The 25954-nt window shown below is 60.2% G+C and carries 22 protein-coding genes and 1 pseudogene; 18 read left to right on the top strand and 5 right to left on the bottom strand.

The window, feature by feature from the left end; translation table 11 throughout:
• Positions 1-95 precede the first annotated feature (95 nt).
• The 5 genes from ACXPVS_RS17300 to edd all read right to left on the bottom strand — a co-directional run bounded on the left by ACXPVS_RS17300 (position 96) and on the right by edd (position 6530).
• Positions 96-1355 carry a D-mannose isomerase gene (locus tag ACXPVS_RS17300; protein ID WP_458511017.1) on the bottom strand — a complete coding sequence of 420 codons (1260 nt, stop codon included), beginning with the start codon at positions 1353-1355 and terminating at the stop codon, positions 96-98.
• Between the two features lie 119 nt (positions 1356-1474).
• Positions 1475-2944, bottom strand: coding sequence for an ATP-binding protein (locus tag ACXPVS_RS17295; protein WP_458511016.1), 1470 nt, complete (start codon positions 2942-2944; stop codon positions 1475-1477).
• Entirely contained in the window at positions 2934-3665 is a 732-nt protein-coding gene (locus ACXPVS_RS17290) for a response regulator (RefSeq protein WP_458511015.1), read from the bottom strand. Before ACXPVS_RS17290 ends, ACXPVS_RS17295 begins: the two co-directional genes overlap by 11 nt.
• Before the next feature lie 82 nt (positions 3666-3747).
• On the bottom strand, positions 3748-4707 hold the full coding sequence (locus ACXPVS_RS17285) for a glucokinase (protein WP_458511014.1): 960 nt from the start codon (positions 4705-4707) through the stop codon (positions 3748-3750).
• Positions 4704-6530, bottom strand: a complete 1827-nt coding sequence (gene edd, locus ACXPVS_RS17280) for a phosphogluconate dehydratase (RefSeq protein WP_458511013.1) — start codon at positions 6528-6530, stop codon at positions 4704-4706. Before edd ends, ACXPVS_RS17285 begins: the two co-directional genes overlap by 4 nt.
• 219 nt (positions 6531-6749) lie before the next feature.
• Here edd and gap point away from each other — a divergent pair, with 219 nt between their 5' ends.
• From gap to ACXPVS_RS17190, 18 genes and pseudogenes are all read left to right on the top strand, one after another.
• Positions 6750-7751: a type I glyceraldehyde-3-phosphate dehydrogenase gene (gene gap, locus ACXPVS_RS17275; protein ID WP_458511012.1), complete on the top strand. Its 1002-nt coding sequence runs from the start codon at positions 6750-6752 to the stop codon at positions 7749-7751.
• Between the two features lie 29 nt (positions 7752-7780).
• Complete coding sequence (locus tag ACXPVS_RS17270) at positions 7781-8245, top strand: methylglyoxal synthase (protein WP_458511011.1); 465 nt, start codon at positions 7781-7783, stop codon at positions 8243-8245.
• A gap of 77 nt (positions 8246-8322) precedes the next feature.
• Positions 8323-8841, top strand: a complete 519-nt coding sequence (locus tag ACXPVS_RS17265) for an RNA polymerase sigma factor (protein ID WP_458511010.1) — start codon at positions 8323-8325, stop codon at positions 8839-8841.
• Between the two features lie 195 nt (positions 8842-9036).
• Positions 9037-9945 (top strand): FecR family protein, encoded by a 909-nt coding sequence (locus ACXPVS_RS17260; protein WP_458511009.1) that lies wholly within the window; start codon positions 9037-9039, stop codon positions 9943-9945.
• Positions 9946-10067: 122 nt separating this feature from the next.
• Positions 10068-12632: a TonB-dependent receptor gene (locus ACXPVS_RS17255; RefSeq protein WP_458511008.1), complete on the top strand. Its 2565-nt coding sequence runs from the start codon at positions 10068-10070 to the stop codon at positions 12630-12632.
• A gap of 113 nt (positions 12633-12745) precedes the next feature.
• A complete protein-coding gene (locus ACXPVS_RS17250; protein WP_458511007.1) occupies positions 12746-13348 on the top strand; it encodes a biliverdin-producing heme oxygenase in 603 nt (200 codons plus the stop codon).
• 56 nt (positions 13349-13404) lie between these two features.
• Positions 13405-13800: a YbaN family protein gene (locus ACXPVS_RS17245; protein WP_458511006.1), complete on the top strand. Its 396-nt coding sequence runs from the start codon at positions 13405-13407 to the stop codon at positions 13798-13800.
• 178 nt (positions 13801-13978) lie between these two features.
• Positions 13979-15259, top strand: a pseudogene (locus tag ACXPVS_RS17240) (PDC sensor domain-containing protein); the annotation flags it as partial.
• Between the two features lie 102 nt (positions 15260-15361).
• The gene (locus ACXPVS_RS17235) at positions 15362-16117 is read left to right on the top strand and encodes a methyl-accepting chemotaxis protein (RefSeq protein WP_458511100.1); all 756 of its coding nucleotides are present in this window, start codon (positions 15362-15364) and stop codon (positions 16115-16117) included.
• 110 nt (positions 16118-16227) lie between these two features.
• Positions 16228-17559, top strand: coding sequence for a CoA transferase (locus ACXPVS_RS17230; RefSeq protein WP_458511005.1), 1332 nt, complete (start codon positions 16228-16230; stop codon positions 17557-17559).
• A 541-nt stretch (positions 17560-18100) separates the two neighbouring features.
• Positions 18101-19528: an arginine-ornithine antiporter gene (gene arcD, locus ACXPVS_RS17225; protein ID WP_458511004.1), complete on the top strand. Its 1428-nt coding sequence runs from the start codon at positions 18101-18103 to the stop codon at positions 19526-19528.
• A 35-nt stretch (positions 19529-19563) separates the two neighbouring features.
• Positions 19564-20820, top strand: coding sequence for an arginine deiminase (gene arcA / locus ACXPVS_RS17220; RefSeq protein WP_458511003.1), 1257 nt, complete (start codon positions 19564-19566; stop codon positions 20818-20820).
• A gap of 69 nt (positions 20821-20889) precedes the next feature.
• On the top strand, positions 20890-21900 hold the full coding sequence (locus tag ACXPVS_RS17215) for an ornithine carbamoyltransferase (protein ID WP_458511002.1): 1011 nt from the start codon (positions 20890-20892) through the stop codon (positions 21898-21900).
• An 88-nt stretch (positions 21901-21988) separates the two neighbouring features.
• The gene (gene arcC, locus ACXPVS_RS17210; RefSeq protein WP_458511001.1) at positions 21989-22918 is read left to right on the top strand and encodes a carbamate kinase; all 930 of its coding nucleotides are present in this window, start codon (positions 21989-21991) and stop codon (positions 22916-22918) included.
• Between the two features lie 62 nt (positions 22919-22980).
• Positions 22981-23340 carry a DUF5064 family protein gene (locus tag ACXPVS_RS17205; protein ID WP_458511000.1) on the top strand — a complete coding sequence of 120 codons (360 nt, stop codon included), beginning with the start codon at positions 22981-22983 and terminating at the stop codon, positions 23338-23340.
• Positions 23341-23515: 175 nt separating this feature from the next.
• A complete protein-coding gene (locus ACXPVS_RS17200) occupies positions 23516-25024 on the top strand; it encodes a sigma-54-dependent transcriptional regulator (protein ID WP_458510999.1) in 1509 nt (502 codons plus the stop codon).
• 344 nt (positions 25025-25368) lie between these two features.
• Positions 25369-25752, top strand: a complete 384-nt coding sequence (gcvH, locus tag ACXPVS_RS17195; RefSeq protein ID WP_458510998.1) for a glycine cleavage system protein GcvH — start codon at positions 25369-25371, stop codon at positions 25750-25752.
• 11 nt (positions 25753-25763) lie between these two features.
• The coding region (locus ACXPVS_RS17190) for a hypothetical protein (protein WP_458510997.1) at positions 25764-25954 on the top strand (191 nt) is incomplete at its 3' end.

The raw sequence follows: 25954 nt of genomic DNA, 5'->3' as shown, positions 1-25954 counted from the left end.
TATGCATGCAAGTCTGGTGCTTGCGCTGCCTAGGATTTTAAACAGGAGTGATCCCTTCGCAGGTAACGAAGGGACGCTCGAATGTCACCACATGGTTACACAGGAGCGTTCCGGGATAACTGTGCCAGGGCGCTCGCCAGGCTCGGCGCCAGAGGCAATCGCGGGATCAGCACGGCTTGCCAGGCGTGATAAAGGTCGGGTTTACCCGCCCAGATATCGGCGCTCGGGCGGTTCTGCGGATTGAGTTCGTGGTGCCAGCTGCCGCGTTCACGGTCGATGAAATGGTTGTCGCAGAATTCCCAAAATAGTCGGTACCAGCGTTCGTATTGCGCATCGCCTGTGCGTTTAAGCAGCGCACTGGCGGCGGCGCTGGCTTCGCAATGGGTCCAGTGCAGGCGATGGCGAACCACGGCGCGATTGTCCCAGTCGAGGGTGTAGACAATCCCCGGTGCCCCGTCGACATTCCACCCGTGACGGCAGTTTTGGTCGAAGAGTTTTTGCGCGTCGCTGGCGAGCCAGCCCGGCGTCAGCATCCCGGCCTTAACCCGCGCCGCTTCGAGATGCAGCATCAGCCGGGCCCACTCGAAACCGTGACCCGGCGTGGTGCCGTAGGGGCGAAAACCATCAGCCGGGTTGTCGTGGTTGTATTCGCGCAAGGGTTGCCAGTCGCGGTCGAAATGCTCGACCACCCGGTAATCGTTGGCAACGGCGTAACCATGGATCACGCGCTCGACAATGCGCTGGGCACGGCACAGCCAGCGGTTCTCTTCGGTGACATCGGCCAATGCGAGAAACGCTTCGGTGGCGTGCATGTTGCTGTTGGCGCCGCGATAGCTTTCCTCTTCACTCCAGTCGCGGTTGAAAGATTCGCGCATCGCGCCCTCCTCCTCGCTCCAGAAATGCGCGTCGATGATGTGGATGGCATCGTCGAGCAAGGCCTGCGCGCCAGGACGCTGAGCGACGACCGCAGAACTGGCGGCCAGCGCGACGAAGGCGTGCAGGTAAGCCGCTTTGCCGGTGTTGCCGTCACGATGCTCGGGGGCAGCAAACCAGCCACCGTGTTCGGCGTCACGCAATGGGCCGCTGAGGGCTTTGACACCGTGATCCACCAGCTCGGCGAAACCCGGCAGACCCTGGATGTGGGCCATGGCGAAACTGTGGGTCATGCGCGCGGTGTTCATGGTTTCAGCGTGGGCGTTGGCCGGCAGGCAGCCTTTTTGATCAAGATTGCCGAAGCCTGCGGCGAGCTTTGAAGCCTTGGCAAACGCCAGCAGGCGCAGGCCTTCGGCAGCGAGCCAGCGCTGATGGGCAGGTGCGTTCAGCCAACTGCCGAAGGCGGGTTGGAAGGTGTCCATGGGGTGCCTTTTTTGTTGTTATGACTGGGGGCAGTCTAAACAACGGGCGGTGGTGGGTTTGTAACGAAGGGGGCGAGTTATGTCACTGGCTTGTGACAAAACCAGATCTTTTGATCTTTTCAGTCGACGGAACGAGGAAGCTGCAACGTCACCCGTAACCCGCCTTCACGCAAATTCTGCAGGCTGACTTCACCCCCATGGCTATGCGCAATATTTCGCGCAATACCCAACCCCAGCCCATAACCCTGCTGCTGCCCGGCCAGGCGGAAGTGCGGTTCGAACACCTGCTCCATCCGCTGCTCCGACACGCCTGGTCCTTCATCGTCCACATGCAGGATGAACGCACTCGGGTCGTCATCAATGTGCAAATGCGCTTTTTGCCCATACTTCAAGGCATTGTCGATCAGGTTGCCGATGCAACGCTTGAGCGCCAAAGGCTTACCGGGATACGTCGCCAACGCACGCCCTTGCTGGGTGACGCGACCATTGCCGCTGGGCGCCAGATACGGTTCCACCAGACAATCAAGTACATGGTTGAGGTCCACCGGTTCGATGTTTTCGTGGATGTCGGTGTCTTTCACGCATTGCAGCGCGCCTTTGACCAGCAGCTCCAACTCATCCAGATCCCGCCCGAACTTGGCTTGCAGCGTTTCGTCTTCAAGCAGTTCAACCCGCAACCGCAAACGGGTAATCGGCGTGCGCAGGTCATGGGAAATAGCGCTGAACAACTGGCTGCGCTCGGTCAGGTAACGGCTGATACGTTCGCGCATTGCATTGAAGGCGCGGCCGACCTCAACCACTTCACTGCCGCCCCCCTCCGCCACGGGCTCGACTTCCGCGCCGAGGGACATGTCCCGTGCCGCCCGCGCCAAGCGCTTGAGCGGCCGGCTCTGCCAGTGCACCAGCAGGCCAATGAACAACAACAAGAAGCCGCTGGTCAGCACGATAAACCAGACTTGCTGCGCCGGCAGGCCTTGTTCTTCAAGACTGGTGTAGGGCTCAGGCAACAGCGAGGCGATGTACAGCCACTCGCCCGGCGCCATCTGGATTTGCGTGACCAATACCGGTGGATTCACCGGTTCCAGGGTCAGCGCGTAATGCGCCCAGGAACGCGGCAATTCATCGAGTTTCAGGCCTCCGTTGAAGATCCGCAGGTCTTCGGGGCTGACGAATGTCACCGAGATATCCGTGTCCTGGCCCAGGGACTTGCGCAACACTTCGTCCACCGCGTTTAGCACGGCTTCTTTGCGCGGGGTGATCGGCAGCACTTCCATGCCCAAGGGTTTGTCGTTGAGCGTCACCACAAAACGGGTGCCGCCCATGCTGCGCAACTGGTCGAGTACCAATGGCCGAAACGCTACTGGCAGAGAGCGGAAGTAACTGACGCTGGCCGTCATCGAATGAGCGAGGCTACGAGCGCTGGTGACCAGGCCTTCAAGTTGCGTGGCGCGCAGTTGCGACACCCAGATCACGCTCGACAGCGTCTGGGCGAACAACACCGCCAACAGCGTCAGCAGCAACATCCGCCCGAGCAATGAGCGCGGCACGGGAATCCGCGCGGCGAGCTCGCGGAAAAACTCAATGGCCATTGCTTGCAACCACATTGGCGGCCAGTTGGTAGCCGCTGCCGCGCACGGTACGGATAAGGCGTGGCGGTTTTTCGGTGTCGCGCAGACGCTGGCGCAAACGGCTGACGGCCATGTCGACGATGCGATCCAGCGGCATCAAATCACGACCACGGGTAGCGTTGCCTATGGTGTCGCGATCGAGGATTTCCTGGGGGTGATCGAGGAACAGTTTCAGCAGCGCGAAATCGGCGCCGGAGAGAATCACTTCTTCGCCATCGATGTGGAACAGCCGATGGCTGACCATGTCCAGCCGCCAGTCATCGAAGACCAGCACTTCACTGCCGGAACGCTCTTGCCCGAACTGCGCGCGACGCAACAAGGCTTTGATGCGCGCCTGCAGTTCACGCGGGCTGAAGGGTTTGCCAAGGTAATCGTCGGCGCCCAATTCAAGGCCGATGACGCGGTCGGTCTCGTCGGAGCTGGCCGTCAGCATGATGATCGGCACCTGTGCCTGACGCGGGTGCTGACGGATCCAGCGACACAGACTGAAGCCGTCTTCGTCCGGCAGCATCACGTCGAGGATGACCAGATCGCTCGACGCCTCGTTCATCGCCTGACGGAAGCCAGCACCATCAGGCGTGGTCCGAACCTGGAAACCGGCGCGGGTCAGGTAGGTGTCCAGCAACTCGCGTATCTCTTGATCGTCATCGACCAACAAAATCGACTTGTTGACTGAGCTCACAGGGACGGCATCCTTGTTGTTTGAATTGGGCGGATTATGCCTTAAGCGCGGAACCAACAAACACCGCGAACTACGGTGGGATTCAGGTTGGGCGGGATAGCTCCAATGCGACCCCGGCCCCCATCAACCCGGAGTACGGCGCCGTCACCAGCCACACCGGGATGCCGTTGAAGTAATCGCTCATGCAGCCCTTGTCGGCAAAGCACCGGGCAAAGCCGCTATTGATGAAGAAATCGGCGAACCGCGGAATCACCCCGCCCACGATGTACACGCCGCCCCGTCCGCCCGTGGTCAGCACGTTGTTGCCGGCCACACGCCCCAGCCAGCAGCAGAACTGCTCAAGCACTTCCAGGGCAATCGGATCGCCCGCCAGAGCAGCCGCCGTAATCGACTCGGGGGAGTCCAGCACGGGATCATGACCGTCCACGGCACAAATCGCCCGATAGATGCGCGGCAAGCCGCTGCCGCTCAATGCCGTTTCAGCGCTGACATGACCGATTTCATTGAAGATGTGCTGCCACAGTTGAGTTTCCCGCAGGCTGCTCAGCGGCAAATCGACGTGACCGCCCTCCCCCGGCAACGCGGCAAATCGCCCTTCACCGAGATCGAGCAACGTGCCAACCCCGAGGCCCGTCCCCGGCCCCATCACCACCGCCGGCCGCAACGGTTCCGGCGTGCCTTCGCAGACCACCCGGAACTCGTCCGGCTGCAAACGGGTCATGCCCAGCGCCATGGCCGAGAAGTCGTTGACCAGCAACAGTTGATCCACCTGCAAGGTCTTGCAGAACCCCTTGCGGCTGAGTCGCCAGTGATTGTTGGTGAACTTGAATTCATCGCTGCTCACCGGACCGGCCACCGACAGGCACACCGAACCGATCGAACCCGGCGCCAGGCCAAGCCCGCTCAGGTAGAGGCTGATCGCCTCTTCCGGGCTGGCGTGGTCGGCCGTTGCCAGCACCTGGATCGATTCCAGCTGCTGGTTTTTCCACAACGCGAAACGTGCGTTGGTCCCACCGATATCACCGACCAAAGCCAGTTTCAATTAAGCGTCTCCAGGGCAGAAGTAAAGGCGCTGGCGCCCTGCTCTGCGGAGCTGAAGGCCATGCGCATGAAACCAAACAGTTCGCGACCGCTGCCAATGTTATTGCCCAACAGGCCTTTGGCAGGTTCGCGCGCTGCGAACTCTTCGGCGTTCACCTTAAGCTCCAAGGTGCCTTTGACGCCATCGACACGGATAATATCGCCCTCTTGGACGCGCGCCAAAGCGCCGCCCACATACGCTTCGGGGCTGACGTGAATCGCCGCCGGGATTTTCCCCGACGCACCGGACATGCGCCCGTCGGTGACCAGCGCGACATTGAAGCCGCGATCCTGCAACACACCCAGGAACGGCGTCATCTTGTGCAGTTCCGGCATGCCGTTGGAACGCGGGCCCTGGAAGCGCATCACCGCGACAAAGTCCTTCTCCAGCAAACCGGCCTTGAACGCATCGGCCAGATCCTGCTGATCCTGGAACACCATCGCCGGTGCTTCGACGATCTGGTTTTCCAACGCGACGGCGGACACTTTCATGACACCGCGACCGAGGTTGCCTTCCATCACCCGCAAACCGCCCTCTGCCGAGAACGCACGAGCGACCGGGCGCAGGATGGTTTCGTCGAGGCTTTCGATCGGGCCTTCGCGCCAGACCAGTTCGCCGTTCTCGAGGAACGGTTCCATGGTGTAGCGGCTCAGACCATGGCCCAGCACCGTGTTGACGTTTTCGTGCAGCAAGCCAGCTTCCAGCAGTTCGCGGATCAGGAACGACATGCCGCCCGCCGCCTGGAAGTGGTTGATGTCGGCTTTGCCGTTCGGGTAGACGTGGCTCAGGGTCGGCACCACCTCGGAGAGGTCGGCCATGTCCTGCCAGGTCAATTGAATGCCCGCCGCCATGGCGATCGCCGGCATGTGCAAGGTGTGGTTGGTCGAGCCGCCGGTGGCGTGCAGTGCGACGATGGAGTTGACCAGCGAACGTTCGTCGACGATTTCGCCGATCGGCATGAAATCGCCGCTCTGCTTGGTCAGACGCGTGACTTGATGCGCCGCTTCGCGGGTCAGGGCATCACGTAACGGGGTGTTCGGGTTGACGAAAGAGGCGCCCGGCAAGTGCAGGCCCATGACTTCCATCAGCAACTGGTTGGTGTTGGCGGTGCCGTAAAAGGTGCAGGTCCCCGGGCTGTGGTAGGACTTCATCTCCGATTCCAGCAGCTCTTCGCGGCTGGCCTTGCCTTCGGCATAGCGCTGGCGCACGTCGGCTTTCTGCTTGTTGGAAATGCCCGAGACCATCGGCCCGCCCGGCACGAAAATCGTTGGCAGATGACCGAAGCGCAGCGCGCCCATCATCAAACCCGGCACGATTTTGTCGCAGATGCCGAGCATCAGCGCGCCATCGAACATGTTATGGGACAGCGCCACGGCGGTGGACAGCGCAATCACTTCGCGGCTCGGCAGGCTGAGTTCCATGCCCGGCTCACCCTGGGTCACGCCATCGCACATGGCCGGGGTGCCGCCGGCGAACTGGCCGACGGAGCCGATTTCGCGCAGGGCTTTTTTGATCTGTTCAGGAAAGACTTCGTACGGCTGGTGCGCCGAAAGCATGTCGTTATAGGACGAAACAATCGCAATGTTCGCGGCGTTCATCATCCGCAGACTGTTCTTGTCGTCGGTGTCACAACCGGCCACGCCATGGGCGAAGTTGGCGCATTGCAGCTTGCCGCGCATCGGACCGTCGCTGGCGGCGCCGCGAATGAGCGCAAGGTAAGCCTCACGAGTTGCACGGCTGCGGGCGATAAGCCGTTCGGTGACCTCAAGGACGCGGGGATGCATGTGTAGAACTCCAGGCTAACGGATGTGGCGACCTGATTGTCTATGCTGATCAAGGGCCGATGTCCATGGGCTGACAGGCGGTCTCTTGATCGATCGGACCAGTTGATTCAGGTCACTCGTTGTAGATTGAACAAAATATTGCCATTAAAAAGGCTTGTTTTCTATTTTTATGCGAATAATCTTGTAATTCCAACAACAAAACGACGGCGGCCCTGTTAAATGACTCTTCGAATCGCAATCAATGGTTTTGGCCGAATCGGCCGTAACGTTCTGCGCGCACTGTATACCCAAGGTTATCGTCAGGATCTGCAGATCGTTGCCATCAATGACCTGGGCGATAGCGCGATGAACGCTCATCTGCTCAAGTACGACACTGTTCACGGCACGTTCGATGCCGATGTCCAGCACGATCAGGAAAGCCTGACCGTCAACGGCGACCGTATTTCTGTCAGCGCCATCCGCAACCCGGCCGAACTGCCTTGGGCTGCCGAGAAGATCGACGTCGTATTCGAATGCACCGGTTTGTTCACCGACCGCGACAAGGCCGCCGCGCATATTACGGCCGGCGCGCGCAAAGTGATCATCTCGGCCCCGGCCAAAGGCGCCGACGCCACGGTGGTGTATGGCGTTAACCACGACATTCTGCGCCAATCGCACCAGATTATTTCCAACGCGTCGTGCACCACCAACTGCCTGGCCCCAGTGGCCCAGGTGCTGCACCGCGAACTGGGCATCGAAAGCGGTCTGATGACCACGATCCACGCCTACACCAACGACCAGAACCTGACCGACGTCTACCACACCGACCCGTACCGCGCGCGCTCGGCCACCCAGAACATGATCCCGAGCAAGACCGGTGCCGCTGAGGCGGTGGGCCTGGTGCTGCCGGAACTGGCAGGCAAACTGACGGGCATGGCCGTGCGTGTTCCGGTGATCAACGTGTCGCTGGTGGACCTGACCGTGCAACTCAAACGCGAAGCATCGGCCGATGAAGTGAATGCGCTGCTCAAAGAAGCCAGCCAACACTCTAAGGTTCTCGGTTACAACACCCTGCCGCTGGTCTCCAGCGACTTCAACCACAACCCGCTGTCGTCGATCTTTGACGCCAACCACACCAAATCCAGCGGCAAGCTGCTCAAGGTATTGGCCTGGTACGACAACGAATGGGGCTTCTCCAACCGCATGCTCGATAACTGCCTGGCGCTGTGCAACGCTGAATAACCCGCCGTGAAAAGCAGGAGCAGCAACCGATGATCGGTATCAGCTTTACGCAAAAGACCCTGGCAGCGCGCAAGCGTATTGCCTTGGTTGCCCATGACCACTGCAAGGTGTTTTTGCTGGACTGGGCCCAGCGGCAGAAAGACAGGCTCGCACAGCATGAACTGGTCGCCACTGGCACCACCGGGTTGTTGTTGCAACAACGCCTGGATTTGCCTGTGGAGAGCATGATCAGTGGCCCGTTGGGTGGCGACCAGCAACTCGGTGCGCGAATCGCCGAGCAGCGGGTCGACATGCTGGTGTTCTTCTGGGACCCGTTCGAACCACAACCGCACGACCCGGACATCAAGGCGTTGCTGCGAGTCGCGGCGGTCTGGAACATTCCGGTGGCCTGCAATGAATGCAGCGCCGACTACCTGCTCAGCAGCCCGATGATGGAACAGGCGCACGAACACCGGATCCCCGATTACGCGACCTATCTGCTGGGCCGCGCTTAAACCTTCACAAATCTATACTTGACCACTCGAGCGGATGATAAGCATTATCATCCGCTCGAAATGGATCAGGTTCTCCCGTGAGTCAATCTCGCTTCAATCACGTCTTCATCGCCCAGCGAATCTCTCTGCTGCGCACATTGGAGCGGATGGTCAACAACCACAGCACCGCCGAAGACCTCCTGCAGGAGACCTACCTGCGAGTGACCCGGGCGCTCAGTGAGCGGGCCATCGATCACCTTGAGCCGTTCGTTTTCCAGACCGCCCGCAACCTGGCACTGGACCATTTGCGTGCGCGGCGTATTCAGTCCCGCACCCTGCTCGACGACGTGCCGCTGGACGTGGTGGAAAGCGTCGCCGCGCCCGCCAGCAGTGCCGAGGACGCCGCCCATGCCGAACAATTGCTTGAGCGCTTGAACGTGAGCCTCAATGAACTCAGCGCCCGCCAGCAGCAGATTTTCATCCTCAGCCGTCTGCACGGGCACAGCTATCTGGAGATCGCCGAGAAGCTCAGTGTGTCGTTGAGCACCGTGCAAAAGGAGCTGAAACTGATCATGGCGATCTGCATCGGCGTGGCCGAACGGTTAAACGGAGACTGAAGCGGTAGGTTTATTCTCTGAGCATGAGGATGAGCGGCACTGACTATCGGGCTTTGCTACCCTTGCCCCACTTTCAAGCTTCACTAAAAAACAGCAGTGCCAAGACACTGCCGAGGAAACACCGTGACGGACACGCTTCCAGTGCCTCCCCCCGCCCCCCCTCCGCCCTCCCCGGCACGGGACACCGCAAGTGCGATGGACCAGGCCCTGGACTGGCTGATCGTGCTGGACAGTCCGAGCGAGGAGCAGACCCGACAGTTTCACGACTGGCTGGCCGCCAATCCGTCGCATGCCGAAGCGTTCGCCAAGGCTCAGGCGATCTGGGAGGGCCCGCAAGTGGTGCAATGCGCGCAAAGCCTGGTTGCACGGCCACCGAAAGTGACCGTCCTGTCGCGCCTGCAACCGCACTGGAAACCCTTAGCCACCGCCGCCGTGCTGATCCTCGGTTTGTTCAGCTTCAGCAATCTGCCAATTCGCCTGCAGGCTGATCACCTGACCGTGATCGGTGAACGCCAGCGGCTGCAACTGGAGGACGGCTCGAAGGTCCTGCTCAATACCAATTCGGCCTTCTCCAGCACCATCAACGATCAACAACGCGTTGCCCGTTTGTATCAGGGCGAAGCATTTTTCGAGGTGGCGGCCAATCGCGGCCAGCCGCTGGAAATCGACGCCGGGCCGGTCAAGGCCAGTGTTCGGGACACCGCCTTTGCAGTGCGTTATCTGGACGGCGTGGCACAGGTTCAGGTGCAGCGTGGGGATGTCGACTTGCGAGCGACCCGCGACGACGCGCGAATTCGATTGTCCGCCGGAGAAAGCATTCGCATCGGCCCCAACGGTTTCGATCGCCCCGCCAGACTCGATGCCGCGACCGACCTGGCGTGGGTCCAGGGTCGACTGGTGTTCGAAAACTGCCCGCTGAATCAGGTGCTGGCGGAGCTGCGTCGTTACTATCCAGGCTGGATCATCAACAACAACGAGCAGTTGGCCGACATCGCCGTCACCGGCAATTACCGCCTCGACCAGCCGTTGGATGTGGTCCGCTCGCTGGCCCACATCACCTCGGCGCGGCTCCAGGAATTTCCGGCGCTGGTGATTTTGAACTAAATGAGAATTATTTTTACTCGATAGCCAAACCCCGTACGTCTCGTTATAGCCAATGCAATTGATTCGCATCCTCAGATGCCTATCAGCACCTATAAAGATTCGTGCGACACGGAGCGCTATCGATGTCCTCTCGCCTTACCCGCCAACCTTCTTCACCTTCTCGCGTACTGTCGCTGCTGACCGCCGCCATCCTGATGGCCGGCAGCGCGCAGCTCTGCGCCGCCACCCCTGCAGAGCAACCGACCCGCAACATGGGTGATTACTCGTTCGCCATCCCTCAGCAGTCGTTGGTCTCGGCACTCAATGCCTTTACCGCCGTGACCGGTTGGCAGGTCGGCTTGCCGGCAGAACTGGCTGAAGGCGTGGCCTCGCCGGGCGTACGAGGTTCGCTGTCGCCAGAGGAAGCCCTCGATCGCCTGTTGGTGGGGACCCGCCTGCGCTATCGCAAACTGGGCCCCCACAACATCGTGCTGCACAAGCGCAGCAACAGCAACGCGCTCAACCTGGACCAGGTGACCATCAGCGCCACTCGCCAGGAGCAAAGCATCGACAGCGTGCCGAACACTGTCACCGTTCACACCCGTGAAGAGCTGGACCGCAACAACGTCAATACCATCAAGGATCTGGTGCGCTACGAGCCTGGTGTTTCGGTGGGCGGCGCCGGTCAACGCGCTGGCCTCACTGGCTACAACATCCGCGGTATCGACGGCGACCGTGTACTGACCCAGGTCGACGGTGTGCAGGTGCCCGACAGCTTCTTCAACGGCCCTTACGCCCAGACCAACCGCAACTACGTCGACCCCGAGATTATCAAGCGCGTCGAGATTCTGCGCGGCCCGGCGTCCGTGCTCTACGGCAGCAACGCCATCGGTGGCGCGGTCAGCTACTACACGCTGGACCCGGACGACATCATCAAACCGGGCAAGGATGTCGGTACACGCCTGAAAACCGGCTACAGCTCGGCCGACGACAGCTGGTTGACCTCCGGTACCGTGGCCGGTCGCACCGGCGACTTCGATGGCCTGCTGCACTTAAGTCAGCGCAATGGTCATGAAACAGAGTCCTACGGCGAAACCGGCGGCAACGGCCTGAACCGCACCGAGGCCAACCCCGAGAACGTGCGCACCACCAACGTGTTGGCCAAACTGGGCTGGGACTACGCCGACGATGCGCGCTTCGGTCTGACTTACGAGCACTACAAGGATGACCGCGACACCCATCAACTGAGCGCAGTGGGCGGCCCGTTCAACGCAGGACACGGTTTCGGCTTCTATAAATCCCGTAACGGCAACGACACCGTCACCCGCGAACGCTTCGGTCTGGAGCACAGCTTCGGCCTGGACAGCGTTCTGGCTGACCACATCAAGTGGACGTTGAACTACCAGATCGCCAAGACTGACCAGAGCACCGAAGAAATCTACGCGCCCTCGCGCACCGTGCTGCGCCACCGCGATACCACCTACAAGGATCGCCAATGGGTGTTCGATGCCCAGGCCGACAAGTCGTTTGCCATCGCCGATACCGACCACCGCGTCACTTATGGCACGACCATCAAACAGGACAAAGTCACTGGTCTGCGAACCGGTAGCGGCACCTGCCTGACCGTGGCCGGCGCGTGCCGGGTCATCGGTGCCGCCAGCGCCGCCGACACACTGAAACCCGCCAGTGATTTCCCGGACCCAACCATCAACAGCTACAGCTTGTTCGCCCAGGATCAGATCAGTTGGGGCAACTGGACCTTCCTGCCCGGCGCACGCTACGACTACACCCAGCTCAAACCACACATCACGGATGAGTTTCTGGTCACCGCCGACCAAAACGGCAACGGTGTGGTGAGCGACGACACCAAGACTTGGCATCGTCTGTCGCCAAAATTCGGCACCACCTATAGCTTCAACGACAACTACACCGGGTATGGTCAGTACGCAGAAGGCTTCCGCACACCGACCGCCAAGGCGCTGTACGGTCGCTTTGAGAACCTGGCCGGCGGCTATCAGGTCGCACCAAATCCCGACCTGGAACCGGAAAAAAGCAAGAGCTATGAAACCGGCCTGCGCGGCCAGTTCGAGGCAGGCACTTTCGATGTGGCGGTGTTCTACAACAAATACCGCGACTTCATCGACGAGAACGCCATCACGCCTGGCTACACCGAGACCACATTCCAGAGCAACAATATCGCTCACGCCACCATCAAAGGCGTGGAGCTCAAGGGTCGCCTGAATCTCGACAGCTTCGGCGCGCCGACCGGTCTCTACACCCAAGGTTCGGTGGCCTACCTGTATGGCCGTAACGATGACAACGGCCAGCCGCTGAACAGCATCAACCCGCTGACTGGCGTGTTCGGCCTGGGTTACGACCAGGACAACTACGGCGCCCTGTTGAGCTGGACACTGGTCAAACGCAAGACTCGCGTCGACAGCACCCGCTTCAAAACCCCCGACGGCACCAGCACCCAGTTCAAGACCCCGGGCTATGGCGTGCTCGACCTGGCCGGCTTCTACAAGGTGACCGACGACATAACCGTCAACGCCGGTTTGTACAACCTGACCAACAAGAAGTACTGGCAGTGGGATGACGTGCGCGGTTACGACAGCGTCGGCGAAGCCTCGGTCACTCAACCGGCCAACCTTGATCGCCTGACCCAACCGGGTCGCAACTTTGCGGTCAATCTGGTCTGGGATATCTGACCCTGTCACCGCTCTGCGCTGCTTCTAGAGAAGTGGTGCAGTGAGTTTTTTTACTGTCAGGCGCCTTCTTGTTCGTCTCGTTACCAAACGCCACTTTTTCTCAAGGATTTCTCATGACCACTCAGGACACTGCTCAACGCCCTGCTCTGCGTTCGCAACGTTTGAACCAGATCACACACGAGCCTCACACCCAGCTTGATGCCTTGGTCAAAGCCCACGCACCGTTTGAAACCCAGGCCAACTTCGCGCGCTTCGTGGTGGCTCAATATTTGTTTCAGTCGGAACTGGTGTCGCTGTACAACGATGCCGAATTGACCGCCATCGTCCCGGACCTGGCAGCTCGCTGCCGTGCTGAAGCGGCCAAGGCTGATCTGGCGGACCTGGAAGCTGAAATTCCAGCACCCGTCGCCGGTGCGGTGAAGAACCCAACCAAAGCCGAGGCGCTGGGTTGGCTGTTCGTATCAGAAGGTTCGAAACTTGGCGCGGCGTTTTTGATCAAGCGTGCTGTGGGTCTTGGGTTAAGCGAAACCTTCGGCGCTCGTCATCTCGGGGAACCGACCGGTGGCCGCGCTGAAGGTTGGAAGCGCTTCGTCAAAACCCTCGACGGGCTGGAACTCAGCGCACAAGACGAAGCCGGGTTGGATAAAGGCGCTATCGACGCGTTCAACCGCTTCACCGTATTGCTGGAACAGGCTTACACCCCAGCGCTCGCCTGACGGAACGAAGCCTGCTCCCACAAGGGGTCTTTGCTGACCATGCGCCAATGAGCCCCATGCCTCATCCAACCGCCTCGAAACTCACCCGAATCCTCTTCGGTCTCCTGGCCTACATCAGCTTGGGCATCGGCCTGATCGCCATCGTCGTACCGGGTCTGCCGACCACCGAGTTCATCCTGCTGGCCGCCTGGGCCGCCACCAAGAGTTCGCCGCGCTTGAGTGCCTGGCTGGAAAACCATCGGCTGTTCGGCGCCATCCTGCGCAACTGGCGCAACGGCAAAATCATCGCCCGGCGAGCCAAGGTCAGTGCCTCTGTCAGCATGCTGCTGTGCGCCGGGTTGATGCTGACGATGCTCGATCCTGGCTGGCCGATTTTTCTGGCGATTGCCGGCATGGGCCTCGGCAATCTGTGGATCTGGTCGCGGCCGGAATCGCCGCTGAAAATCTCCTGAATTTCTGCCATTTTCAGGGCATTTCCCTGCGCAAACGGTCACTTACTACCGTTCGTCGGCTTCGCGTTCATGCAACCTGCACCCACGCCGATGTGCATTAAATGGCGCTGAATGGACTTGGCGAACCGGGTCGATCCCGACTCACAGCCAACACCTCATCCATTCGCGAGTTCGCCTTATGATCGACGCTCTCTCCATCCGCTTGAAAATCGTCCTGCTGTCCGGTCTGTGCCTGCTTGGCGTGGTCGCGTTGATTGTTGGCATGAACATCTACCAGACCGATCAGAACGATGAACTGGTCAGTGCCTCCAGCAGCAAGATGCTCACCGCCAGCGTGCAGAACCTGCTCCAGGCCAAGGCCGCCGAGCAAGCGGTGCGGGTGCAGAAGACCTTCGGTGAAAGCCTGCTGGTGGTGACCGCCCTGGCTGATCAGATCAAGGACATGCGCACCATGGCGAGCAAGCGCGCCCTTGACGCCGGCGTCCTGCGTGAAGAATTGAACCAGCGCCTGAAAACCGCCTTCGAGCGCAACAGCAAGGTGCTCGGCATTTGGCTGGCATTCGAACCCAATGGCCTCGACGGCAAGGACAGCGAGTTCGCCAACGATGCCGCTCGCCAATCCAACGAAGTCGGTCGTTTCGCCAGCTACTGGAGCCGTGCCGGCGGTGCCGGGATCAATACGATCATGGTCGAAGACGACATGACCAAAACCACCTTGAGCCTCAGCGGCACCCCCTATAACAGTTGGTACACCTGCCCTCGCGACAGCAAACGCACCTGTCTGCTCGACCCCTATGCCGACACCGTCGCCGGCAAGGAAATGCTGATGACCACCATTTCCGTACCGCTGCTGGTCGATGGCAAATCCATCGGGGTGGTCGGGGTGGACATCGCCCTCGACGCGCTGCAAGCAGCGGCGGTCGACTCCCAACGTGACCTGTTCAACAGCGCCGGGCACATGCTGATCGTCTCCGGCAGCGGCGTGCTCGCGGGTTACAGCGTGGACGCGAGCAAGGTCGGCAAAAGCATCGGCGACACCCTGGGCGCGGACGGTAAGGAGGTCCTGCAATTGCTCAGCGGGGGTACACCGAAGATTCTCGAACAAGGCGACCTTATCCGTGCGGTGTACCCGGTCAGTCCGATTGCCGAGTCCAATGCCTGGGGCGTGGTGATCGACCTGCCGAAACAGGTGCTGCTGGCCGACTCGGTCAAGTTGCAGACCGTACTTGATGACGCCCAGCAAAGCGGCACGATCAAAGCCGTTTTGATGGCAGTGATTGCCGGCCTGGTCGGACTGTTGCTGATCTGGCTGACGGCGTCCGGCGTGACCCGGCCGATCAACAGCGTGGCCCAGATGCTCAAGGCGATTGCCAGCGGCGACGGCGACCTGACGCAGCGTCTGCACTACAGCAAGAAAGACGAGCTGGGCGAACTGGTGAGCTGGTTCAACCGCTTCCTCGACAAGCTGCAACCGACCATCGCGCAGATCAAACAAAGCATCACTGATGCGCGCGGCACAGCCGACCAGTCTTCGGAAATCGCCCGCCAGACCAGTGAAGGCATGCAGGTGCAGTTCCGCGAAATCGACCAGGTCGCCACCGCGTCCAACGAAATGAGCGCCACCGCCCACGACGTCGCCAACAGTGCCTCGAACGCAGCGAACGCGGCCAAGGGTGCCGACCAGTCAGCCCGCGACGGCCTGCAGATCATTGAACGCAGTACCCGCGACATCAATCAACTGGCCGACGAAGTCAGTAAGGCGGTGACCGAAGTCGAAGCGTTGGCAGTCAACAGCGAGCAGATCGGCTCGGTGCTGGAAGTGATCCGCAGCATCGCCGAGCAAACCAACCTGCTCGCGCTCAACGCGGCGATTGAGGCTGCGCGTGCCGGCGAGAGCGGTCGCGGGTTTGCGGTGGTCGCTGATGAAGTGCGCAACCTGGCCAAACGCACACAGGATTCGGTGGAAGAAATTCGCATCGTGATCGAACGCATCCAGACCGGTACTCGCGGCGTGGTTGCCACCATGCACTCGAGCCAGACCCAGGCCCACAGCAACGCCGGACAGATCCAGCAAGCGGTGCAGGCGTTGAGCAAAATCAGCGACGCGGTGACGGTCATCAGCGACATGAACCTGCAAATCGCCAGCGCCGCCGAACAGCAAAGCGCCGTGGCCGAGGAGGTCAATCGCAACGTCTCGGCGATTCGTACCGTCACCGAAACCCTGACCGGCCAGGCCACCGAATCGGCGCAGATCAGCAGCCAGCTCAATGCCCTGGCAACCCAGCAGATGACACTGATGGATCAGTTCCGCGTTTAATGGAGCACCACCACCCCCCCGTGCGAGCATGCCCGCTCCCACAGGGGGAATTTCATCTGGCCTGTCAGCTGATTTGATCTATGATCGAACCCTCTTTCCGGAGGCCTTCGATGACTGATTTATTCACGTCCATTCAAGCAGCACTCGGCTTGCCGCGCACCCCCATCCCTTTCACATCGAGCGGCGCCCTGCCCTCGGTGTTTGCCGTGACTGACCTGGCCTGCGCCAGCATTGCCGCGGCCGGCCAGGCGGTCAGCGAGTTGCTGCACCAGCAAACCGGTCGTTTGCCCAGCCTTGAAGTCGACCGTCGCCTGGCTTCGTTCTGGTTCGCCACCTCGATTCGCCCGCAGGGCTGGAGCGTGCCGCCGCTGTGGGACCCGGTGGCCGGTGACTATGCGACCACCGACGGCTGGATTCGCCTGCACACCAACGCCCCGCATCACCGCGTTGCCGCTGAACGCGTGCTCGGCGCCTGTGCCGACCGCACCGCCATGCAGAGCAAAGTAGCGGTATGGGCCAAAACCGATCTGGAACACGCCGTGATCGAGGCCGGTGGTTGCGCCGCCCAAATGCACACGTGGGCGCAATGGCAGGCCCATCCCCAGGGCATCGCGGTGAACGCCGAGCCATTGATTCAATTCACCGCCGGCAGCCGCCAAAACACAACACCGTGGCAAGGCTCGGTGGCGCGACCGCTGGCCGGGATCAAGGTGCTGGATCTGACCCGTGTACTCGCCGGCCCGATCGCCAGCCGCTTTCTCGCCGGCCTCGGCGCCGATGTGTTGCGCATCGATCCACCGACCTGGAACGAGCCCGGTGTCGTCCCGGAGGTCACCCTCGGCAAACGCTGCGCACGCCTGGATTTGCACGACAAGACTGATCGCGCGGTGTTCGAGAGTTTGCTCAAGGACGCCGACATTCTGCTTCACGGCTACCGCGCCGATGCGTTGGCGCGGCTGGGTTACGGCGCAGCCGACCGCGAGCGACTGGCCCCCGGCCTGCTAGACGTCAGCCTCAACGCCTACGGCTGGAGCGGCCCGTGGCAGAACCGTCGGGGTTTCGACAGCCTGGTGCAAATGAGCTGCGGGATCGCCGAGGCCGGTCAACAGTACAAGCAAGCCAACAAACCGACACCCTTGCCGGTGCAGGCGCTGGATCACTCCACCGGGTATTTGATGGCGGCCGCGGCGATCACGCTGTTGGGGCGCGGCGGATCGGCACGATTGTCGTTGGCGCGGACGGCGAAGTTGTTGATTGAACACGGACGCGGGACGGATGAGCCGTTGCGGGCGGAGGATGAAAACGATCAAGGTTTGTTGGTCGAACAGACACCCTGGGGGCCGGCGCATCGGTTACACGTACCGCTGAAGATCACCGGGACGCCGTTGCAGTGGGCCATTGCGGCTTCGGAATTGGGTTCCCACCGCGCACAGTGGTGGTGATCTTCAAATAGCGTTCGCGAGCAGGCCGGAACACAAACGCCAGGGCGATCAACGCGCTCAGGCGTAGCGTTGTGTCGATGGCGACATCCTGCGCGCTCGCTTTCCCCCACACGGTGAAAGCGACTATTGCCGCACATTCGTCACAGGGTTGTGTTTTAACTAAATAGATAAAGCGCATTAACGTTTATTAATAAGCGCTTACTGAGTTTTTTTATTGATAACCGATAAATCTATAGCCATCGGTGTACAGTAATTTTGTGCACCCATCGTAATAATCCTCTTCTGCACTGAAAACACACGTCGTCATTTGCAAAAACGAGAAAACGAACGGACTGCAAAAACTCGATGCGCTACGCATTGTGCCTGTTTGTTCCGCCAGAGCCCTCTGAACCGGGCTTTCCAGCAATACAGTTATGCGCATGAAAAGTTCATAAGTCTTTCATTAACAATGGAATGTGCCCATGTACTGATCTATGTCAGCTGACTGAACAGTTAACAGATTTAATCTGTTGTCTCTCTTCTCCTGCATTGGAGTCATGCAATGTCTGAATCCCCAAAAAAACTGAAACTCGGCGCACTTGTAGCGTTAGTAGTTGGTTCAATGATTGGTGGCGGGATTTTTTCCCTGCCGCAAAACATGGCGGCCAGCGCTGACGTCGGCGCCGTGTTAATTGGTTGGGCCATTACGGCTGTTGGCATGCTGACCCTCGCGTTCGTGTTCCAGACCCTCGCCAACCGCAAACCGAACCTGGACGGCGGGGTCTACGCCTATGCCAAGGCTGGTTTCGGCGACTACATGGGGTTCTCTTCAGCCTGGGGTTACTGGATCAGTGCCTGGCTGGGCAACGTCGGCTACTTCGTGTTGCTGTTCAGCACCCTGGGTTACTTCTTCCCGATATTTGGAGAGGGAAATACTCCTGCGGCGGTGATCGGCGCGTCGGTGCTGCTCTGGGCCGTGCACTTCCTGGTGCTGCGCGGGATCAAGGAAGCAGCGTTCATCAACCTGGTGACCACCGTTGCCAAAGTCGTGCCGCTGGTGCTGTTTGTATTGATCGCCGTGTTCGCCTTCAAACTGGACATCTTCACCGCTGACATCTGGGGCACCAAGAATACCAGCCTGGGCAGCGTGATGAACCAGGTGCGCAACATGATGCTGGTCACCGTCTGGGTGTTCATCGGCATCGAAGGCGCGAGCATCTTCTCGGCCCGGGCGGAAAAACGCAGCGACGTCGGTAAAGCCACCATGATCGGTTTTATCACGGTGCTGCTGTTCCTGGTGTTGGTGAACGTCTTGTCCCTGGGGATCATGACCCAACCGGAACTGGCCAAGTTGCAGAACCCGTCGATGGCGGCGGTGCTGGAACATGTGGTCGGTCACTGGGGCGCGGTGCTGATCAGCGTCGGTCTGATCATCTCGTTGCTCGGCGCGTTGCTGTCCTGGGTGCTGCTGTGTGCGGAGATCATGTTCGCCGCTGCCAAGGACCACACCATGCCGGCGTTCCTGCGTAAGGAAAATGCCAACCACGTGCCGGTCAATGCCCTGTGGCTGACCAACGCGATGGTCCAGGTATTCCTGATCATTACCCTGTTCTCGGCCAGCACTTACCTGTCACTGATCTACCTCGCCACCTCGATGATCCTGGTGCCGTATCTGTGGTCGGCGGCCTATGCGCTGCTGCTGGCGGTGCGCGGCGAGAGTTACGAAAACGCCCTGGCCCAACGTAAGAAAGACCTGATCATCGGCGGCATCGCCGTGATCTACGCGGTCTGGCTGCTGTACGCCGGTGGCATCAAATACCTGCTGCTTTCCGCTTTGCTCTACGCCCCCGGCGCGATCCTGTTCGCCAAGGCCAAGATGGAAGTCGGCAAACCGGTTTTCACTAATGTCGAGAAGCTGATTTTCGCGGCCGTAGTCGTCGGCGCCTTGGTGGCTGCCTACGGGCTGTATGACGGATTCCTGACCCTGTAACACCTGATTGATTTGTTATCTGGAGGATCACTGTAATGACCACCGAAAAAGTTAAGTACGGCGTACATTCCGAAGCCGGCAAACTGCGCAAAGTCATGGTTTGCTCCCCTGGCCTGGCCCACCAGCGGCTGACCCCGAACAACTGCGATGAACTGCTGTTCGATGACGTGCTGTGGGTCGCCCAGGCCAAGCGTGACCATTTCGATTTCGTCACCAAAATGCGCGAACGCAACGTCGATGTGCTGGAGATGCACAACCTGCTGACCGACATCGTCGCGATCCCCGAGGCGCTGGACTGGATTCTAGACCGCAAGATCACCGCCAACATGGTGGGCCTGGGCCTGGTCAACGAAGTCGGCTCGTGGCTGCGCAGCCTGGAACCGCGCAAGATCGCCGAGTTCCTGATTGGCGGCGTGTCGGCCGATGACCTGCCGACCAGTTTCGGTGGCAAGACCCTCGAGATGTTCCGCGACTTCCTCGGGCATTCGAGCTTCATTCTGCCGCCGCTGCCCAACACCCAGTTCACCCGCGACACCACCTGCTGGATCTACGGTGGTGTGACCCTGAACCCAATGCATTGGCCGGCGCGCCGTCAGGAAACCCTGCTGGCCAGCGCCATCTACAAATTTCACCCCGAGTTCACCAACGCCGACTTCCAGGTCTGGTACGGCGACCCGGATCAGGCACACGGCAACGCCACCCTTGAAGGCGGCGACGTCATGCCGATCGGCAATGGCGTGGTGTTGATCGGCATGGGCGAGCGTTCGTCCCGTCAGGCCATCGGTCAACTGGCGCTGAGCCTGTTCAAGCACAAAGCCGTTGAGCGAGTGATTGTTGCAGGCCTGCCGAAGTCCCGCGCCGCGATGCACCTGGACACCGTGTTCAGCTTCTGCGACCGCGACCTCGTGACGATTTTCCCGGAGGTGGTCAATCAGATCGTCGCCTTCACCCTGCGCCCTGACGAAAGCAAACCGGGCGGCATCGACATCCGTCGCGAAGAAACCAACTTCCTCGACACCGTGGCCGCGGCCCTCAATCTCAAGACCCTGCGCGTAGTGGAAACCGGCGGCAACAGCTTCGCCGCCGAACGCGAGCAGTGGGATGACGGCAACAACGTGGTGGCCCTGGAACCGGGCGTGGTGATCGGTTACGACCGCAACACCTACACCAACACCCTGCTGCGCAAAGCAGGCGTGGAAGTGATCACCATCAGCGCCAGTGAACTCGGTCGCGGCCGTGGCGGCGGCCATTGCATGACTTGCCCGATCATTCGCGACCCCATCGATTATTAATTTGTGTACCCGACCTCACCCTTATAAAGCGTGAGGTCGGGGGATAACCGAAACCCAAGGAGATCCACCATGGCTTTTAATATGCGCAACCGCAGCTTGCTGAGCTTGATGCACCACACCACTCGCGAGCTCAACTACCTGATCGACCTGTCCCGGGACCTCAAACGCGCCAAGTACACCGGCACCGAGCGTCCACACCTGCAAGGCAAGAACATTGCGCTGATCTTCGAAAAAACCTCGACCCGCACCCGTTGCGCCTTCGAAGTCGCGGCCCACGACCAGGGCGCCCACGTCACCTACATCGACCCGGTGTCGTCGCAGATCGGCCACAAAGAAAGCATGAAAGACACCGCCCGCGTGCTGGGCCGGATGTTTGACGCTATCGAATACCGTGGCTTTGAACAGGAAATCGTCGAAGAGCTGGCCAAGTTCGCTGGCGTGCCGGTATTCAACGGCCTGACCGCTGAATTCCACCCGACGCAAATGATCGCCGACGTGCTGACCATGCGCGAGCACAGCGACAAGCCGATGCATGACATCAGCTACGCCTACCTGGGCGATGCGCGTTACAACATGGGCAACTCGCTGCTGATGATCGGCGCCAAACTGGGCATGGACGTGCGCATCGCCGCACCGAAAGCCCTGTGGCCACATGCGGACTTCATCGCCCAGTGCAAAGCCTTCGGCGAAGAAAGCGGCGCGCGCATCACCATCACCGAAGACCCGAAAGAAGCGGTCAAGGACGTGGACTTCATCCACACCGATATTTGGGTGTCGATGGGTGAGCCCGTGGAAGCGTGGGACGAGCGCATCGAGCAACTGCTGCCATACCAGGTCAATGCCAAAATGATGAAAGCCTCGGGCAACCCGCGCGTGAAATTCATGCACTGCCTGCCGGCATTCCACAACAGCGAAACCAAGGTCGGCAAAGACATCGCCGCGCGCTATCCGCACCTGGCCGGTGGCGTTGAAGTGACTGAAGAAGTCTTTGAATCGCCGGCCAACATCGCCTTCGAGCAAGCGGAAAACCGCATGCACACCATCAAGGCGATCCTGGTGTCGGCGTTGGCGGATATCTAACAGCCAAACACAGGTTCATGACCTGCCCCCGCAGGAGCTGTCGAAGGCTGCTTCTGCGGGGGTCACCGAACTCTGAAAGGACTGCATTATGCGTATCGTCGTTGCTCTGGGCGGTAACGCCCTGCTCCGCCGTGGTGAACCCATGACCGCGGACAATCAACGCGCCAACATCCGCGTCGCCACCGAACAGATCGCCAAAATCTACCCCGGCAACCAACTGGTCATCGCCCACGGCAATGGCCCGCAAGTCGGGCTACTGTCGCTGCAAGCGGCGGCCTACACCCCGGTGTCGCCTTATCCGCTGGACGTGCTCGGTGCCGAAACCGAAGGCATGATCGGTTACATCATCGAACAGGAACTGGGCAACCTGCTGGACTTCGAAGTGCCGTTTGCCACCTTGCTGACCCAAGTTGAAGTCGATGCCAAGGACCCGGCGTTCCAGAACCCGACCAAACCCATCGGCCCGGTGTACTTGAAAGCGGAAGCGGAAAAACTCGCCGCTGAAAAAGGCTGGGCAATTGCCCCGGACGGCGACAAATATCGCCGCGTGGTCGCCAGCCCACGGCCCAAACGCATCTTCGAAATTCGCCCGATCAAGTGGCTGCTGGATAAAGGCAGCATCGTGATCTGTGCCGGCGGTGGCGGCATCCCGACCCTGTACGGCGCCAGCGGCAAACTCGAAGGCGTCGAAGCGGTGATCGACAAAGATCTGTGCTCGGCGCTGCTGGCCGAGCAGCTGGAAAGCGATCTGTTGGTGATCGCCACTGACGTCAGCGCGGCGTTCATCGACTTCGGCAAACCGACCCAGAAAGCCATCGCCCAGGCCCACCCGGACGACCTGGAAAAACTCGGCTTTGCCGAAGGTTCCATGGGGCCGAAGGTCCAGGCTGCCTGCGAGTTCGCGCGCAATACTGGCAAAGTCGCGGTCATCGGTTCACTCTCGGACATCCAAGCGATCGTCCAGGGCAAGGCCGGCACCCGCATCAGCACGGCGACACCCGGCATTACTTACCGCTAAATGAAACTCAGCGGCAGGCCAAGGGTCTGCCGTTCTCCAATGCCTTCGAAGGAGAGATGTTTATGGCCACGTTTGAACCGGGTCACCTGCACATTGAGCGTCATGCGTTGAACAAGGACGATTACAGCTACAACTTGTGCATCGACTATGAAGTCGGCCAGGACCCCAAGGAAGGCAAAGGAATGTTGTTCAAGATGCATGGCAGCATCGAGGGCAAGGACATGCAGGAGGAATTTTTCCTGCCCAAGGACCAGGCGTTTGATTTCGCCCGGCACGCCATGGACATTGCCCACAAATATGGCCTCCCCAAAGAAGCCAGCATCGCCTCAATGCACAAGACCTACGACGCCATGTTCGAGGATGTGCGGGCGCAGCTGGAGGTAAAATCCGGCGACCCGGTGAAACCCGAACACCTCGAATAAAGCGTATAAGGTCAAAAGATCGCCGCCTTTGGCAGCGCCTGCGCCCTGCGCGTACCCCTGCAGGCGCTGCCAAAAGCGGTGATCTTTTCAGGCGATCCCGGTTGCCGATTTCACCTCCTACCCTCCTCCAAGGCATACTTGCCACCCTCTGCCTTCCAGAACCAAAAACCGCCCCATGCGTATCCACGTCAGCTTCATCGACCGCGTCGGCATTACCCAGGAAGTCCTGGCCCTGCTCGGTGGGCGCAATCTCAATCTGGATGCGGTGGAAATGGTCCCGCCCAACGTCTACATCGACGCCCCGACCTTGAGCCCGCAAGTCCTCGAAGAGCTGCGCGATGCGTTGTTCAGCGTGCGCGGCGTGCAAGCGGTGACGGTGGTCGACATTCTTCCTGGTCAGCGTCGGCACTTGCAGCTTGATGCGTTGCTCGCGGCCATGACGGATCCGGTCCTGGCGCTGGACAGCGTCGGCAAGGTGCTGCTGGCCAACCCGGCACTGATTGCGTTGTACGGTCGCGAGCCTGACGGCGAAAGCATCGCCGATCTGTTCACCGACCCGGCACTGCTCGAAGCCCTGCTGGAAAACGGCTTCCGCCTGCCGCTGCGGGAAGTCACCGTCAACGGCCAGACGTTACTGTTGGACGCCACACCGATTACCGACGCCGGCGCCCTGCTGACCCTGTATCAACCCAACCGTATCGGCGAACGCCTCTCGGCGCTGCACCACGATCATGCCGAAGGTTTCGATGCGCTGCTGGGTGAGTCCCCGGCGATTCGGACCCTCAAGGCCCGCGCCCAGCGCGTTGCCGCCCTTGATGCGCCGTTGCTGATCCAGGGCGAAACCGGCACCGGCAAAGAACTGGTGGCGCGTGCCTGCCACGCCATCAGCGCTCGACACAGTTCGCCATTTTTGGCGCTAAACTGCGCGGCATTGCCGGAGAACCTCGCCGAAAGCGAACTGTTCGGCTACGCCCCCGGCGCTTTCACCGGCGCACAAAGGGGCGGCAAACCGGGGCTGATGGAGCTGGCCAACCAGGGCACGGTGTTTCTCGATGAGATCGGCGAGATGTCGCCGTACTTGCAGGCCAAGTTACTGCGCTTCTTGAACGACGGCAGCTTCCGTCGGGTGGGCGGGGATCGTGAGGTGAAGGTCAATGTGCGGATCCTCAGCGCCACGCACCGCGATCTGGAAAAAATGGTCAGTGAAGGGTCATTCCGCGAAGATTTGTTCTATCGCCTCAACGTCCTCAATGTCGAAGTCCCGCCGCTGCGCGAACGCGGCCAGGACATCCTGCTGCTGGCGCGCTACTTCATGCAGCAGGCCTGCGCGCAGATCCAGCGCCCGGTCTGTCGCCTGGCGCCCGGCACCTATCCGGCACTGCTGGGCAATCGCTGGCCGGGCAACGTGCGGCAACTGCAGAACGTGATCTTCCGCGCCGCCGCCATTTGCGAAAGCAGCCTGGTCGACATTGGCGACCTCGATATCGCCGGCACATCTGTGGCGCGTCAGAGTGACAACGACGTCGACAGCCTCGAACAGGCGATGGAAGCATTCGAAAAAACCCTGCTGGAAAAACTCTACGTCAGCTATCCCTCGACCCGCCAACTGGCCAGCCGTTTGCAAACCTCTCACACGGCGATTGCCCATCGATTGCGCAAATACGGCATTCCCAACAAGCCCTGAAGCTTGATCGCTCCCACGTCTGCGAGGGAACGATCATTGACTCAATTCAAAAGCGACCTCCATCTGTACTGAAAGCGCTACAGCGGAACGATATCGATACACTCTCTTCCGATCACCGCTGTGCAAGGCTTTGATCCACTTAGGCTTTTTTCTCCACCTCATGCTGTAGCGATTTCGCTACGGCCAGCAAATCCTTGCACCTGTTAAAGCCATTCAAGTTATTGATTTATAACGATTTAATAACATTGGCCGCGATTTTGCTTAGTAACCGCTTATAAAACAGGGCTTTTGCCCACGCATTCAATCGCGTCCACCAGACGAGTCTGGCCCCCTTAGGAGTTTCCATGAGCGAGTTGCGTTTTACTGAAGATCACGAATGGCTGCGTACCGAAGCTGACGGCAGCGTCACAGTCGGCATCACTGCTTTCGCACAGAACGCCCTCGGCGACGTGGTTTTCGTACAACTGCCTGAGCTGCAGTCCTACGACAAAGGCGCCGAAGCCGCCACCGTGGAATCGGTAAAAGCCGCCAGCGGCGTGTACATGCCGCTGGACGGTGACGTGCTGGAAGTGAACCCGGCGCTGGACAGCCGCCCTGAATTGGTCAACGAAGACCCGTTGGGCGAAGGCTGGTTCTTCCGCTTCCAGCCAACCGATGCATCGGCTGTCGCCAAACTGCTGGATCAAGACGCTTACGACCGTCTGATCAAAGCCAACGCCGAAGCCTGAGGAGCGCCGACATGACTCAAGTACTTCCTGTTTCTGTAAATGTGACCACCGCCAACGAATTCATCGCCCGCCACATCGGCCCGCGCGCCGGCGACGAACAAGCCATGCTCAATAGCCTCGGCTTCGACTCGCTGGAAGCCCTGAGCGTCAGCGTCATCCCCGACAGCATCAAAGGCACCAGCGTCCTCGGCCTCGAAGACGG

This window comes from Pseudomonas sp. Ma2-10 (genome assembly GCF_054330215.1).
Note: the sequence above shows the minus strand (reverse complement) of the source record. Positions and strands in the feature narration are given on the sequence as shown.

Excerpts from the sequence above, each read along its gene's own strand:
- ACXPVS_RS17295 (WP_458511016.1), bottom strand. The coding sequence starts at position 2,944 with ATGGCCATTGAGTTTTTCCGCGAGCTCGCCGCGCGGATTCCCGTGCCG.
- ACXPVS_RS17250 (WP_458511007.1), top strand. The coding sequence starts at position 12,746 with ATGACCACTCAGGACACTGCTCAACGCCCTGCTCTGCGTTCGCAACGT.
- gcvH (WP_458510998.1), top strand. The coding sequence starts at position 25,369 with ATGAGCGAGTTGCGTTTTACTGAAGATCACGAATGGCTGCGTACCGAA.
- ACXPVS_RS17205 (WP_458511000.1), top strand. The coding sequence starts at position 22,981 with ATGGCCACGTTTGAACCGGGTCACCTGCACATTGAGCGTCATGCGTTG.
- gap (WP_458511012.1), top strand. The coding sequence starts at position 6,750 with ATGACTCTTCGAATCGCAATCAATGGTTTTGGCCGAATCGGCCGTAAC.
- ACXPVS_RS17215 (WP_458511002.1), top strand. The coding sequence starts at position 20,890 with ATGGCTTTTAATATGCGCAACCGCAGCTTGCTGAGCTTGATGCACCAC.
- arcD (WP_458511004.1), top strand. The coding sequence starts at position 18,101 with ATGTCTGAATCCCCAAAAAAACTGAAACTCGGCGCACTTGTAGCGTTA.
- ACXPVS_RS17230 (WP_458511005.1), top strand. The coding sequence starts at position 16,228 with ATGACTGATTTATTCACGTCCATTCAAGCAGCACTCGGCTTGCCGCGC.
- ACXPVS_RS17260 (WP_458511009.1), top strand. The coding sequence starts at position 9,037 with ATGGACCAGGCCCTGGACTGGCTGATCGTGCTGGACAGTCCGAGCGAG.
- ACXPVS_RS17235 (WP_458511100.1), top strand. The coding sequence starts at position 15,362 with ATGCAGGTGCAGTTCCGCGAAATCGACCAGGTCGCCACCGCGTCCAAC.
- ACXPVS_RS17245 (WP_458511006.1), top strand. The coding sequence starts at position 13,405 with ATGCCTCATCCAACCGCCTCGAAACTCACCCGAATCCTCTTCGGTCTC.
- edd (WP_458511013.1), bottom strand. The coding sequence starts at position 6,530 with ATGCATCCCCGCGTCCTTGAGGTCACCGAACGGCTTATCGCCCGCAGC.
- arcC (WP_458511001.1), top strand. The coding sequence starts at position 21,989 with ATGCGTATCGTCGTTGCTCTGGGCGGTAACGCCCTGCTCCGCCGTGGT.
- ACXPVS_RS17270 (WP_458511011.1), top strand. The coding sequence starts at position 7,781 with ATGATCGGTATCAGCTTTACGCAAAAGACCCTGGCAGCGCGCAAGCGT.
- ACXPVS_RS17200 (WP_458510999.1), top strand. The coding sequence starts at position 23,516 with ATGCGTATCCACGTCAGCTTCATCGACCGCGTCGGCATTACCCAGGAA.
- ACXPVS_RS17300 (WP_458511017.1), bottom strand. The coding sequence starts at position 1,355 with ATGGACACCTTCCAACCCGCCTTCGGCAGTTGGCTGAACGCACCTGCC.
- ACXPVS_RS17255 (WP_458511008.1), top strand. The coding sequence starts at position 10,068 with ATGTCCTCTCGCCTTACCCGCCAACCTTCTTCACCTTCTCGCGTACTG.
- arcA (WP_458511003.1), top strand. The coding sequence starts at position 19,564 with ATGACCACCGAAAAAGTTAAGTACGGCGTACATTCCGAAGCCGGCAAA.